The sequence below is a fragment of the Enterobacter sp. SORGH_AS_0287 genome (assembly GCF_031453695.1).
GTDB lineage: Bacteria > Pseudomonadota > Gammaproteobacteria > Enterobacterales > Enterobacteriaceae > Enterobacter > Enterobacter ludwigii.
Genome location: NZ_JAVIZW010000001.1, coordinates 160179 through 173090 on the forward strand (window position 1 = coordinate 160179; position 12912 = coordinate 173090).

General features: G+C 54.5%; 13 protein-coding genes. 8 read left to right on the forward strand and 5 right to left on the reverse strand.

What is annotated here, in order from left to right; all coding sequences use genetic code 11:
* The first annotated feature begins 65 nt into the window (after nt 1-65).
* From QE396_RS00705 to pdxK, 7 genes are all read left to right on the forward strand, one after another.
* Nucleotides 66-965 (forward strand): Dyp-type peroxidase, encoded by a 900-nt coding sequence (locus tag QE396_RS00705; protein ID WP_020883082.1) that lies wholly within the window; start codon nt 66-68, stop codon nt 963-965.
* 175 nt (nt 966-1140) lie between these two features.
* Entirely contained in the window at nt 1141-2154 is a 1014-nt protein-coding gene (gene cysP / locus QE396_RS00710; protein WP_020883083.1) for a thiosulfate/sulfate ABC transporter substrate-binding protein CysP, read from the forward strand.
* Complete coding sequence (gene cysT / locus QE396_RS00715; RefSeq protein WP_020883084.1) at nt 2154-2987, forward strand: sulfate/thiosulfate ABC transporter permease CysT; 834 nt, start codon at nt 2154-2156, stop codon at nt 2985-2987. Before cysP ends, cysT begins: the two co-directional genes overlap by 1 nt.
* Nucleotides 2987-3862 carry a sulfate/thiosulfate ABC transporter permease CysW gene (cysW, locus tag QE396_RS00720; protein WP_020883085.1) on the forward strand — a complete coding sequence of 292 codons (876 nt, stop codon included), beginning with the start codon at nt 2987-2989 and terminating at the stop codon, nt 3860-3862. The genes cysT and cysW overlap by 1 nt, the downstream gene beginning before the upstream one ends.
* The gene (cysA, locus tag QE396_RS00725) at nt 3852-4946 is read left to right on the forward strand and encodes a sulfate/thiosulfate ABC transporter ATP-binding protein CysA (protein WP_014171090.1); all 1095 of its coding nucleotides are present in this window, start codon (nt 3852-3854) and stop codon (nt 4944-4946) included. Before cysW ends, cysA begins: the two co-directional genes overlap by 11 nt.
* A gap of 112 nt (nt 4947-5058) precedes the next feature.
* The gene (cysM, locus tag QE396_RS00730; protein ID WP_014171089.1) at nt 5059-5970 is read left to right on the forward strand and encodes a cysteine synthase CysM; all 912 of its coding nucleotides are present in this window, start codon (nt 5059-5061) and stop codon (nt 5968-5970) included.
* 5 nt (nt 5971-5975) lie between these two features.
* Complete coding sequence (pdxK, locus tag QE396_RS00735) at nt 5976-6812, forward strand: pyridoxine/pyridoxal/pyridoxamine kinase (protein WP_020883086.1); 837 nt, start codon at nt 5976-5978, stop codon at nt 6810-6812.
* A gap of 44 nt (nt 6813-6856) precedes the next feature.
* Here pdxK and crr read toward each other — a convergent pair whose 3' ends face one another.
* The 5 genes from crr to cysZ all read right to left on the reverse strand — a co-directional run bounded on the left by crr (nt 6857) and on the right by cysZ (nt 11650).
* A complete protein-coding gene (gene crr, locus QE396_RS00740; RefSeq protein ID WP_003861316.1) occupies nt 6857-7366 on the reverse strand; it encodes a PTS glucose transporter subunit IIA in 510 nt (169 codons plus the stop codon).
* Between the two features lie 40 nt (nt 7367-7406).
* A complete protein-coding gene (gene ptsI, locus QE396_RS00745) occupies nt 7407-9134 on the reverse strand; it encodes a phosphoenolpyruvate-protein phosphotransferase PtsI (protein ID WP_014171087.1) in 1728 nt (575 codons plus the stop codon).
* A 44-nt stretch (nt 9135-9178) separates the two neighbouring features.
* A complete protein-coding gene (gene ptsH / locus QE396_RS00750; RefSeq protein WP_000487600.1) occupies nt 9179-9436 on the reverse strand; it encodes a phosphocarrier protein Hpr in 258 nt (85 codons plus the stop codon).
* Nucleotides 9437-9753: 317 nt separating this feature from the next.
* Nucleotides 9754-10725, reverse strand: a complete 972-nt coding sequence (gene cysK, locus QE396_RS00755; protein ID WP_020883087.1) for a cysteine synthase A — start codon at nt 10723-10725, stop codon at nt 9754-9756.
* A gap of 163 nt (nt 10726-10888) precedes the next feature.
* Nucleotides 10889-11650, reverse strand: coding sequence for a sulfate transporter CysZ (cysZ, locus tag QE396_RS00760; protein WP_020883088.1), 762 nt, complete (start codon nt 11648-11650; stop codon nt 10889-10891).
* Between the two features lie 230 nt (nt 11651-11880).
* Here cysZ and zipA point away from each other — a divergent pair, with 230 nt between their 5' ends.
* Nucleotides 11881-12867, forward strand: coding sequence for a cell division protein ZipA (zipA, locus tag QE396_RS00765; RefSeq protein WP_020883089.1), 987 nt, complete (start codon nt 11881-11883; stop codon nt 12865-12867).
* The last annotated feature ends 45 nt before the right edge of the window (nt 12868-12912 follow it).

A 12912-nucleotide genomic window follows, 5' to 3' on the forward strand; every position in this document is an offset into this window, starting at 1 on the left:
AAATACGGGTATAATAGCCGCCATCAATGCCACGCTGACGTGGCATCTTTATTTCAGGAGGAGCGATGTCTCAGGTTCAGAGTGGCATTTTGCCAGAACATTGCCGCGCGGCGATTTGGATTGAAGCCAATGTTAAAGGGGATGTGGATGCCCTGCGTGCGGCCAGTAAAGCGTTCGTTGATAAGCTGGCCACCTTCCAGGCCAAATTCCCGGACGCCCACCTGGGCGCGGTCGTTGCCTTTGGTCATAACGTCTGGCGTCAACTGAGCGGTGGCGAAGGCGCCGAAGAGCTGAAGGATTTTATCCCTTACGGTAAAGGCCTGGCACCCGCAACGCAGTTCGACGTGCTGATCCACATTCTCTCGCTGCGTCATGATGTGAACTTCTCCGTTGCCCAGGCGGCGGTTGCGGCTTTTGGTGACAGCATTGACGTTCAGGAAGAGATCCACGGTTTCCGTTGGGTGGAAGAACGCGACCTGAGCGGCTTCGTTGACGGAACTGAAAACCCGGCGGGTGAAGAGACGCGTCGTGAAGTGGCAGTGATCAAAGACGGCGTCGACGCGGGCGGCAGCTATGTGTTCGTCCAGCGCTGGGAGCACAACCTCAAGCAGCTGAACCGCATGAGCGTGCATGACCAGGAGATGATGATTGGCCGTACGAAAGAGGCCAACGAAGAGATCGACGGCGATGCCCGTCCTGTCACCTCTCACCTGAGCCGCGTTGACCTCAAGGAAGACGGGAAAGGTCTGAAGATTGTTCGCCAGAGCCTGCCATACGGCACAGCAAGCGGTATCCACGGTCTTTACTTCTGTGCGTACTGCGCGCGCCTGCATAACATCGAACAGCAGCTGCTGAGCATGTTTGGCGATACCGACGGCAAGCGTGACGCCATGCTGCGCTTCACCAAACCGGTGACCGGCGGCTACTACTTCGCCCCGTCCGTCGAGCGTCTGCTGGCGCTGTAAGTGCTTTCCACCCTCTCCCGCACGGAGAGGGCTGGGGTGCGGACCACGACGGGCTGCACCCTTATTCTCTTTTCTGCTTGTAAATCACCAAACGGTATATAAAACCGTTACTCCTTTCGTCCTCGTTATAAATATTATGACTATAAGATAGTCATCACATTTATAAGGGTGCGCAATGGCCGTTACTGTACTGAAAAAAGGATCGCTGGCACTGGCAGGTTTGCTGCTGGTGGCACAGGCGCAGGCTACTGAGCTGCTGAACAGTTCGTATGATGTTTCCCGCGAGCTGTTTGCCGCCCTTAACCCACCGTTTGAACAGCAGTGGGCGAAAGACAACAACGGCGACAAGCTGACCATTAAACAGTCACACGCAGGGTCGTCCAAGCAGGCGCTGGCCATTCTCCAGGGGCTGAAAGCGGATGTGGTGACCTATAACCAGGTCACTGACGTGCAGATCCTGCACGACAAAGGCAAACTGATCGGCGCTGACTGGCAGAGTCGTTTGCCGAACAACAGCTCACCGTTCTACTCCACCATGGGTTTCCTGGTGCGTAAGGGCAACCCGAAAAATATCCACGACTGGAATGACCTGGTGCGTTCCGACGTGAAGCTGATTTTCCCGAATCCAAAAACCTCCGGTAACGCGCGCTATACCTATCTGGCAGCGTGGGGCGCGGCGGACAAAGCTGACGGTAACGATAAAGCGAAAACCGAGCAGTTCATGACCCAGTTCCTGAAAAACGTCGAGGTGTTTGATACCGGCGGTCGCGGCGCGACCACGACCTTTGCAGAGCGCGGCCTGGGCGATGTGCTGATCAGCTTTGAGTCGGAAGTGAATAATATCCGCAAACAGTACGAGGCGCAGGGCTTCGAGGTCGTTATCCCGAAAACCAATATCCTCGCCGAGTTCCCGGTAGCGTGGGTAGATAAAAACGTGCAGTCCAACGGTACAGAGAAAGCGGCAAAAGCTTACCTCAACTACCTGTACAGCCCACAGGCGCAGACGATCATTACCGATTACTACTACCGCGTGAATAACCCGGATGTGATGAACAAACTGAAGGATAAATTCCCGCAGACCGAGCTGTTCCGCGTGGAAGACCATTTCGGCTCCTGGCCTGATGTCATGAAAACGCATTTTGCCAGCGGCGGTGAGTTAGATAAATTGCTGGCGGCGGGGCGTAAGTAATGTTTGCAGTCTCTACCAGACGCGTGCTGCCGGGCTTTACCTTAAGCCTCGGGACCAGCCTGCTGTTCGTCTGCCTGATCTTATTGTTGCCGCTCAGCGCGCTGGTAATGCAGCTTGCGCAAATGAGCTGGGCGCAGTACTGGGAAGTGATAACCAACCCGCAGGTCGTCGCAGCCTATAAGGTGACGCTGCTGTCGGCGTTCGTGGCGTCCATTTTTAACGGGGCCTTTGGCCTGCTGATGGCGTGGATCTTAACCCGCTACCGTTTCCCGGGCCGTACGCTGCTCGACGCGTTAATGGACCTGCCGTTTGCGCTGCCGACGGCGGTGGCGGGGTTAACCCTCGCCTCGCTCTTTTCCGTGAACGGGTTTTACGGTGAGTGGCTGGCGAAGCTTGATATCAAAGTGACCTATACCTGGCTCGGTATCGCGGTCGCGATGGCCTTTACCAGCATTCCTTTTGTTGTACGCACCGTGCAGCCAGTGCTCGAAGAGTTAGGTCCTGAATACGAAGAAGCGGCGGAAACGCTGGGTGCCACGCGCTGGCAGAGCTTCCGCAAGGTCGTCCTGCCTGAGCTTTCTCCAGCGCTGCTGGCCGGTATCGCGCTGTCGTTTACCCGTAGCCTCGGTGAGTTCGGCGCGGTTATTTTCATTGCCGGGAACATTGCGTGGAAAACCGAAGTTACCTCGCTGATGATTTTTATCCGCTTGCAGGAGTTTGATTACCCGGCGGCGAGCGCGATTGCCTCGGTCATTCTTGCCGCATCGCTGCTGCTGCTCTACTCAATTAACACTCTGCAAAGTCGCTTTGGTCGACGCGTGGTAGGTCACTGATGGCGGAAGTTACTCAATTGAAGCGATACGATGCTCCCCGTATCAACTGGGGAAAATGGTTTCTGATTGGTACGGGCGTGCTGGTGTCCGCCTTTATTCTCGTCGTGCCGACGATTTATATTTTTGTTCAGGCGTTCAGCAAGGGGTTGATGCCAGCGCTGGAAAACCTGGCGAACCCGGATATGCTGCACGCCATCTGGCTAACCGTACTGATTGCGCTTATCACGGTGCCGGTCAACCTGGTGTTCGGTACGCTGCTGGCCTGGCTGGTAACGCGCTTTAACTTCCCGGGACGTCAGCTGCTGCTGACCCTGCTGGATATCCCGTTTGCCGTGTCGCCGGTGGTGGCCGGTCTGGTGTATCTGCTCTTCTACGGCTCTAACGGCCCGCTGGGCGGCTGGCTGGATGAGCATAACCTGCAGGTCATGTTTGCCTGGCCGGGCATGGTGCTGGTCACGGTGTTTGTAACCTGTCCGTTTGTGGTGCGCGAACTGGTCCCGGTGATGTTAAGCCAGGGCAGCAACGAAGATGAAGCGGCAATTCTGCTGGGCGCATCCGGCTGGCAGATGTTCCGCCGCGTGACGCTGCCGAATATTCGCTGGGCGCTGCTCTATGGCGTCGTGCTGACCAATGCCCGCGCCATTGGCGAGTTCGGTGCAGTTTCGGTCGTCTCGGGCTCCATCCGCGGCGAAACGCTGTCGTTACCGTTACAGATTGAATTACTGGAACAGGACTACAACACCGTCGGTTCCTTTACTGCCGCAGCGTTACTGACGCTGATGGCGATTTTGACCCTGTTTTTGAAGAGTGTGGTGCAGTGGCGTTTAGAGAACCAGGAAAAACGTCAGCACCAGGAGGGAAATCATGAGCATTGAGATTGCCAATATTAAGAAGTCTTTTGGTCGCACCCAGGTGCTGAATGATATCTCGCTGGATATCCCTTCCGGACAAATGGTGGCACTCCTCGGGCCGTCTGGCTCGGGTAAAACCACGCTGCTGCGCATTATCGCCGGGCTTGAGCATCAGACCAGCGGACATATTCGTTTTCACGGTACCGACGTAAGCCGTTTGCACGCCCGCGACCGTAAAGTGGGCTTTGTGTTCCAGCATTACGCGCTGTTCCGCCATATGACCGTGTTTGATAACATCGCTTTCGGTCTGACCGTGCTGCCTCGCCGCGAGCGTCCGGATGCGGCCACCATCAAAGCGAAAGTGACCAAACTGCTGGAGATGGTACAGCTTGCGCATCTGGCTGACCGCTTCCCGGCGCAGCTTTCCGGCGGCCAGAAGCAGCGCGTTGCGCTGGCGCGGGCCCTGGCCGTTGAGCCGCAAATTCTGCTGCTGGATGAGCCGTTTGGCGCGCTGGATGCGCAGGTGCGTAAAGAGTTACGCCGCTGGCTGCGTCAGCTGCATGAAGAGCTGAAGTTCACCAGCGTCTTCGTCACCCACGATCAGGAAGAGGCGATGGAAGTCGCGGACCGCGTGGTGGTGATGAGTCAGGGGAACATCGAGCAGGTTGATGAGCCAGAGCAGCTCTGGCGTGAACCGGCGACCCGATTTGTCCTCGAGTTTATGGGCGAAGTTAACCGGCTGCAGGGCACCATCCGCGGTGGGCAATTCCACGTGGGCGCACACCGCTGGCCGCTGGGATACACCTCCGCACATCAGGGGCCGGTCGATCTGTTCCTGCGTCCCTGGGAAGTGGACGTGAGCCGCCGGACGAGTCTGGATTCACCGCTGCCGGTGCAGGTGCTGGAAGCTAGCCCTAAAGGGCACTACACCCAATTGGTGGTACAACCGCTGGGCTGGTATACCGAGCCGCTGACGGTGGTGATGCGTGATGACGAGCCGCCGTACCGGGGCGAACGCCTGTTTGTTGGGCTGCAGCATGCCCGTATTTATCATGGCAATGAGCGCATAGAGACGCGCGAGGATATTGCTCTGGCGGAGTCAGCCTGATAGGTTAATGACACGTAGTTTGACCGGAGGCGCTGCGCTTAGCCGGTCTGGAATATGATCTCCGTATGCCCGGAGCGCTGCGCGCCACCGGGCTTTTTATTGGACAGCGATCTTGAACACATTAGAACACACCATCGGCAACACCCCTCTGGTCAAACTTCAGCGCATGGGGCCGGACAACGGCAGCGAAATCTGGGTCAAACTCGAAGGCAATAACCCTGCCGGTTCGGTGAAGGACCGGGCTGCGCTCTCCATGATTGTGCAGGCCGAAAAACGCGGTGAAATTCAGCCCGGCGACGTGCTGATTGAAGCCACCAGCGGTAACACCGGTATTGCGCTGGCGATGATTGCCGCGTTGAAAGGCTATCGCATGACGTTGCTGATGCCCGATAACATGAGCCAGGAGCGCCGTGCGGCGATGCGTGCCTATGGTGCCGAACTGATTCTGGTCTCTAAAGAAGAAGGGATGGAAGGGGCGCGCGACCTGGCGCTAGCCATGGCCGAACGCGGTGAAGGCAAACTGCTCGATCAGTTTAATAACCCGGATAACCCGTACGCTCACTACACCACTACCGGTCCGGAAATCTGGCAGCAGACCAACGGGCGCATCACTCACTTCGTCTCCAGCATGGGCACGACAGGCACCATTACCGGCGTATCCCGTTTTCTGCGCGAGCAGGAAAAGGCGGTAACGATTGTGGGTCTGCAGCCGGAAGAGGGGAGCAGCATACCGGGTATTCGCCGCTGGCCGGCGGAATACATGCCGGGTATTTATAACGCCCAGTTGGTGGATCAGGTGCTGGATATTCATCAACGCGAGGCGGAGAATACGATGCGTGAACTGGCCGTGCGTGAAGGTATCTTCTGCGGGGTCAGCTCGGGTGGCGCGGTAGCGGGAGCATTGCGTGTTGCGCAGGCACATCCCGGGGCTGTCGTGGTGGCGATTATCTGCGACCGCGGCGATCGCTATCTTTCTACCGGCGTCTTTGGTGAAGAGAGTTATACGCAGGGGGCGGGGATTTAAGCGTCATGGAGATGATTTTATTCCGGGATAACACCCGGGCGCAGCAAACCGATATTGTCGCGGTACAGTCGCAGGTGGTTTACGGCAGCGTGGGGAACAGCATTGCGGTGCCGAACATTCGTACCCACCGGCTGACCGTCACCGCCGTGCCGACCGTGCTGTTCAGCAACACGCCGCACTACGATACCTTTTACGGCGGCGTGATCCCCGATGAGTGGTTCAGCGGGTATCTTAAGGCGCTGGAAGAGCGCGAGATCCTACGCGAGCTTAAAGCTGTTACCACGGGCTACATGGGCAGTGCCAGCCAGATAAAATGCCTGGCGCAGTGGCTCAACACGATCAAAGCGCAGCATCCTGACCTGCTGGTGTTGGTTGACCCCGTTATTGGCGATATTGACAGTGGGATGTATGTGAAACCTGATATCCCTGAGGCGTATCGGGAGTACCTGCTGCCACTGGCGCAGGGGATCACGCCTAACGTCTTTGAGCTGGAAGTGTTAAGCGGTAAACCGTGTCGTACGCCTGAAAGCGCTATAGCGGCAGCGCAGGGGTTACTATCCGACACGCTGAAATGGGTGGCCATTACCAGTGCGCCGGTGGCGGACGATCCGGAGAATATTCACGTGGTGCTGGTTACCCGAGACGGTGTGACCGTCAGTGCGCATCCGCGTGTTGAAACGGACCTGAAAGGCACAGGTGACCTTTTCTGTTCAGAGCTGGTAAGCGGGATCGTTGAGGGCAAAACCGTTGCCGATGCGATTCGCATGGCCGGAGACCGCGTCACAGACGTGATGATTTATACGCAGTCGAAAGGCTACGACGAGCTTATCCTGCCCGCATAAACAAAAATGGCGCCCGAAGGCGCCATTTTTCTGTGCGGCAAGAATTACTTCTTGATGCGGATAACCGGGGTTTCACCCACGGTGACGCTGCCAGACAGTTTGATCAGTTCTTTGATTTCGTCCATGTTGGAGATAACAACCGGCGTCAGGGTAGACTTGGCTTTTTCTTCCAGCAGTGGCAGATCGAATTCAATGACCGGGTCGCCAACTTTAACACGCTGGCCTTCTTCCGCGATACGTTTGAAGCCTTCGCCTTTCAGTTCAACGGTGTCGATACCGAAGTGAACGAACAGTTCGATACCGCTATCAGATTCGATAGAGAACGCATGGTTGGTTTCAAAAATTTTACCGATGGTGCCGTCAACTGGAGCAACCATTTTGTTGCCAGTTGGTTTGATAGCAATGCCATCACCAACGATTTTCTCAGCAAACACTACATCCGGCACGTCTTCGATGTTGACGATCTCGCCGGAGAGCGGAGCAACAATCTCAATAGTTCCGGAGTCTTTCTTATCATCAGAAACCAGAGATTTCAGTTTATCGAACAAACCCATGATCTTCTCCTAAGCAGTAATTTGGGCCGCATCTCGTGGATTAGCAGATTGTTTTTTCTTCAATGAACTTGTTAACCAGCGTCATTAACTCGTCCGTTGTCGGTTGAGCAAGAGCCTGCTCTGCTAACACCTTCGCATCTTCGAAGTTCGTGTTACGGATAATCTTCTTAATGCGCGGGATGGAAATGGCGCTCATAGAGAATTCGTCCAGACCCATACCCAGCAACAGAAGTGTAGCACGTTCGTCGCCTGCAAGCTCACCACACATGCCAGTCCATTTACCTTCTGCATGAGAAGCATCAATAACTTGCTTGATCAAGTTCAGTACGGACGGTGACATTGGCTGGTAGAGATGTGAAATCATATCATTACCACGGTCAACTGCCAGGGTGTACTGCGTTAAATCATTGGTACCGATACTAAAGAAATCAACTTCTTTGGCTAAATGACGCGCAATGGTCGCCGCCGCAGGTGTTTCCACCATCACGCCGATCTCAATTGACTCGTCAAATGCTTTACCTTCGTCGCGCAGTTCCTGTTTGTAGATTTCGATCTCTTTCTTCAGTGCACGCACTTCTTCAACAGAGATGATCATCGGGAACATGATGCGCAGTTTACCGAAAGCAGACGCACGCAGGATAGCGCGAACCTGATCGCGCAGGATCTCTTTACGATCCATCGCGATACGAATCGCACGCCAGCCCAGGAACGGGTTCTCTTCTTTCGGGAAGTTCATGTACGGCAGCTCTTTGTCGCCACCGATATCCATGGTACGGACGATAACCGCCTGAGAGCCACACGCTTCAGCCACAGCTTTGTACGCAGCAAACTGTTCTTCTTCAGTTGGCAGCGCGTCACGGTCCATGAACAGGAATTCAGTACGATAGAGACCCACACCTTCCGCGCCGTTGCGCTCAGCGCCATCGACGTCACGTACGGTACCGATGTTTGCGCACACTTCAACCTGATGACCGTCCAGAGTGATGGCTGGCAGGTCTTTCAGCTTAGCGAGTTCCGCTTTTTCAGTCGCAACCTGCTCCTGAACCGCGCGCAGTTTTTCGATCTCTTCGTTAGTTGGGTTGACGTAAACCACGTTGTTTACGGCATCCAGAATCAGATAATCGTCGTTTTTAACCTGAGAGGTGACGCTACCGGTACCCACAATGGCAGGCAGTTCCAGAGAACGCGCCATGATAGAGGTGTGGGAGGTACGGCCGCCCGCGTCAGTGATGAAACCGAGGACCTTTTTCAGGTTCAACTGTGCGGTTTCAGACGGGGTCAGATCGGCGGCAACCAGGATGACTTCATCCTGAATAGCGCTCAGGTCGATAATGGCCAGACCCAGGATGTTGCGCAGCAGGCGCTTACCGATGTCACGTACGTCAGCCGCACGCTCTTTCAGGTATTCATCATCCAGTTCTTCCAGGGCAGTTGCCTGACCTTCGATAACTTCATGCGCAGCAGCGTCTGCCGTCATGCTTTTATCTTTAATCAGGGCTATGATTTCCTGCTCCAGCTCCTCATCTTCGAGCAGCATGATGTGCCCTTCGAAGATGGCTTCTTTTTCTTCACCGAAAGTTTCGCCAGCTTTAGTCTTGATTGCTTCCAGTTGCGCAGATGCCTTGGCACGACCGCTCAGAAAACGTTCAACTTCCTGATCAACCTTGTCGGCAGAAATTTTTTTCCGGTCGATGACGATCTCGTCTTCTTTCAGCAGCAGTGCTTTGCCGAAAGCGATACCCGGGGATGCTAAAATGCCTGAAATCATAACCCTACCTTACTTGTGACTGATATTTAAAAGAACCCGGAAACTTACTCGAGCTCAGCCATCAGTTTTACCAGATGCTCAACTGCTTTCTGCTCGTCTTCACCTTCAGCAGAGATGGTGACAACGGTACCCTGAGTCAGACCCAGAGTCTGCAGTTTGAACAGGCTTTTTGCGCTGGCGCTTTTGCCGTTGGAAGTCACAGTGATTTCAGAAGTGAAGCCTTTCGCTTCTTTAACAAACTGAGCAGCAGGGCGGGTGTGCAGACCGTTCGGAGCGGTAATGGTAACTTCTTGCTGGAACATTGTATTTCCCCAACTTATAGGTTTAGTGTTGTGGAACTAAAGTCTAGCCTGGCGACTTAACTTTAGCCTGTATTGTTAGCGCTGACGTTTCGATCGTCATTAAACATTATGCAGCGAAAGCAAGACTTGAACCAAATCATAAAATCGATTCAGCAAGGCTATTTCGTTCACTGATTAATTTCACGCATCAAAATAATTGCTGGTTTAAATACCAGACCCAACGGGGTGAATCAATGCCAGGAGGGGTAAAACTTTGAAGCAGGCCACAAAAAAGCACCCAAAAAGGTGCTTTTTTACGCGTTATTAACATGCTGGCATTACTGTTGCAGTTCTTTTTCAGTGAACAGATCGGCAAACAGTGCGGTGCTCAAGTAACGCTCACCCGATGAAGGCAGGATAACCACAATATTCTTGTTGGTAAAGGCCTCATCTTCCTGAAGTTTGAGCGCTGCCGCAACAGCAGCACCGGAAGAGATGCCCGCCAGAATACCTTCCTCGTCCATCAGACGACGTGCGGTAGAGATAGCTTCTTCGTTGGTGATGGTCACCACTTTATCAATAAGCTTCAGATCCAGGTTGCCCGGAATGAAGCCGGCACCGATACCCTGAATTTTATGTGGGCCGGGTTTGATCTCTTCGCCCGCCAGCGCCTGGGTGATCACCGGTGAGTCGGTTGGTTCCACGGCAACGGTGATCAGGTCTTTTTTACCTTTTGTGCCTTTTATATAGCGCGACACGCCAGTCAGGGTTCCGCCGGTGCCTACACCGGAGATAAATACATCAACCTGACCGTCGGTATCTTCCCAAATTTCCGGGCCGGTGGTCTTTTCGTGAATTTCCGGGTTCGCCGGGTTGCTGAACTGCTGCAGCAGCAGATATTTCGCCGGATCGCTGGCAACAATCTCTTCTGCTTTCTGAATCGCACCCTTCATGCCTTTGGCACCTTCGGTCAGCACCAGGTTCGCGCCCAGCGCTTTCAGCAGTTTGCGACGTTCGATGCTCATGGTTTCAGGCATGGTCAGCGTCAGTTTATAACCGCGTGCCGCCGCAACATAGGCCAGTGCGATACCGGTGTTACCGCTGGTCGGTTCAACCAGCTCAACGCCTGGCTTCAGCACGCCACGTTTTTCAGCATCCCAAATCATATTTGCACCGATACGGCACTTCACGCTGAAGCTTGGGTTACGTGATTCGACCTTCGCCAGAATGCGTCCATTACCGATACGGTTCAGTCGAACCAGGGGCGTATGACCGATAGTCAGCGAGTTGTCTTCATAAATCTTACTCATGGCCTGTCCTTAACTGTATGAAATTGGGATACCGTCCCAGCATACCTGTTGAACAGGTAGGGGGAAGTAAGGAATTCGCATATCTATATACTGCAAGGAAATAATGGGGATCAGTATGGAATAAGGGGCGGCATAAGCCACCCCCTTTTTACACATTTTTGCATTACTTCCATAACGCGTGCTTAGCACGGTAGCAGTCAACCCACATCGCCGTTGCGCCGCAAACGGCGACCGGCATGATGAACAGGTTGAGCACTGGGATCATGGTGAACAGACTGGTCAGCGCCCCGAACTGCATATTCGCGACTTTTTGCGTGCGCAGGGCGCTGCGCATCGTTTTGAACTGCACCTTGTGGTTATCGAAAGGATAATCGCAGTACTGGATTGCCAGCATCCAGGCGCTGAACAGGAACCACAGCACCGGGGCCACCGTCTGACCGACGCCAGGGACAAAATAAAGGATAAGCAGCACAATGGCGCGGGGAAGATACCAGGCAAACTTCTGCCATTCGCGCTTCATGATGCGTGGGATATCTTTCATGATCCCCAGCATGCCCGTATCCGGCGGCGTTGCACCGGTAAGACGTGCTTCCAGCTGTTCTGCCAGCAGGCCGTTAAACGGCGCAGCTATCCAGTTTGCAATCGTCGAGAAGAAGTAGCCGAACACCAGCAGCACGGAGATAACCGCTACCGGCCAGAGCAGGTAGTTCAGCCACTGCAGCCAGTCCGGCACATGGCTCATCAGCGAAGGGATCCAGCTCTCCAGTCTGGTGAACAGCCACCAGAACGCGCCGCCCATCAGGATAATGTTAATCAGCAACGGCAGAATGACGTAGCGACGAATCCCCGGCAGTGAGACCAGTTTCCAGCCCTGAGAAAAATACCAGACGCCGCTGCGCGGGGGAGAAGATGATGTTGAAACCATAACCAGGCTGTACTCCTTTTTTCACAACCAGTGGAATTACCCGCCTATATTATCCACTTACGGACCAATGACCAGTTCGGAAATGTTCGAAAAAACAGCAAAAAGCACGATTTAGTTCATCTTTATGCTGTGAATGCTCTGCACACACTTGCACTTGACGTAAACGGCAAATACTCTTAGTGAGTAAATGTTTGCCGTGGTGGCAAGGTGTTAGAACAACAGAGAATATAATGATGCAGGATTTGCGTCTGATATTAATCATTGTTGGCGCGATCGCCATAATCGCTTTACTGGTACATGGTTTCTGGACCAGCCGTAAAGAGCGTTCCTCTATGTTTCGCGATCGCCCACTGAAGCGCATGAAGTCCAGTCGTGATGACGATGACAGTGAAAATGACATCGACGGAAGCGACGACGACGGCGTGGGTGAAGTTCGTGTTCATCGGGTCAATACTGCGCCCGGCGCGGCTCATGGGGAGCATGAAGCCCCTCGTCAGCCTCCGCAGCACCAGTATCAACCGCCGTATGCTTCTGCACAGCCGCGCCAGCAGGCGCCGCAGCCTGGAGAAGAGCCGGTGCGTCAGCCGCCGCAACAGCCTGTCCATCAGCAGCCTGCTGCGCCACAGCCGGTTCAGCAACAGCCTGTGCAGCAACCCGCGCCACAACAGCCTGCACAGCCGGTACACCAACCGCAGCAGCCTGTTCACGTGCAGCCTGCACCTCAGCCTGCGCCGGCCCCGCTCGTTGAGCCAGAGCCCGTAGTTGAGCCAGAACCGGTTGTTGAAAAACCGCAGCGTAAAGAAGCGGTCATCATCATGAACGTGGCTGCGCATCATGGCACCCACCTGAATGGCGATGTCCTGCTTAACAGCATTCAACAGGCAGGCTTCAAGTTTGGCGACATGAATATTTTCCATCGTCACCTGAGTCCTGACGGTAGCGGTCCGGCGCTGTTTAGCCTGGCCAATATGGTTAACCCTGGCACCTTTGACCCGGAAATGACCGGTGATTTCGTGACGCCGGGTGTCACTATCTTCATGCAGGTGCCGTCCTACGGTGATGAACTGCAAAACTTTAAGCTGATGCTGCAGTCCGCACAGCACATTGCTGACGAAGTCGGTGGTGTGGTGCTCGACGATCAGCGTCGTATGATGACGCCGCAGAAACTGCGCGAGTATCAGGACCGCATCCGCGAAGTTAAGGAAGCCAACGCGTAATCATCGCGTTTACATCGACTCCTCCTCAACCCCCGCATGTCGGGG

Excerpts from the sequence above, each read along its gene's own strand:
- QE396_RS00705 (WP_020883082.1), top strand. The coding sequence starts at position 66 with ATGTCTCAGGTTCAGAGTGGCATTTTGCCAGAACATTGCCGCGCGGCG.
- zipA (WP_020883089.1), top strand. The coding sequence starts at position 11,881 with ATGATGCAGGATTTGCGTCTGATATTAATCATTGTTGGCGCGATCGCC.
- cysP (WP_020883083.1), top strand. The coding sequence starts at position 1,141 with ATGGCCGTTACTGTACTGAAAAAAGGATCGCTGGCACTGGCAGGTTTG.
- cysA (WP_014171090.1), top strand. The coding sequence starts at position 3,852 with ATGAGCATTGAGATTGCCAATATTAAGAAGTCTTTTGGTCGCACCCAG.
- cysW (WP_020883085.1), top strand. The coding sequence starts at position 2,987 with ATGGCGGAAGTTACTCAATTGAAGCGATACGATGCTCCCCGTATCAAC.
- cysT (WP_020883084.1), top strand. The coding sequence starts at position 2,154 with ATGTTTGCAGTCTCTACCAGACGCGTGCTGCCGGGCTTTACCTTAAGC.
- cysK (WP_020883087.1), bottom strand. The coding sequence starts at position 10,725 with ATGAGTAAGATTTATGAAGACAACTCGCTGACTATCGGTCATACGCCC.
- crr (WP_003861316.1), bottom strand. The coding sequence starts at position 7,366 with ATGGGTTTGTTCGATAAACTGAAATCTCTGGTTTCTGATGATAAGAAA.
- cysZ (WP_020883088.1), bottom strand. The coding sequence starts at position 11,650 with ATGGTTTCAACATCATCTTCTCCCCCGCGCAGCGGCGTCTGGTATTTT.
- ptsI (WP_014171087.1), bottom strand. The coding sequence starts at position 9,134 with ATGATTTCAGGCATTTTAGCATCCCCGGGTATCGCTTTCGGCAAAGCA.
- pdxK (WP_020883086.1), top strand. The coding sequence starts at position 5,976 with ATGGAGATGATTTTATTCCGGGATAACACCCGGGCGCAGCAAACCGAT.
- ptsH (WP_000487600.1), bottom strand. The coding sequence starts at position 9,436 with ATGTTCCAGCAAGAAGTTACCATTACCGCTCCGAACGGTCTGCACACC.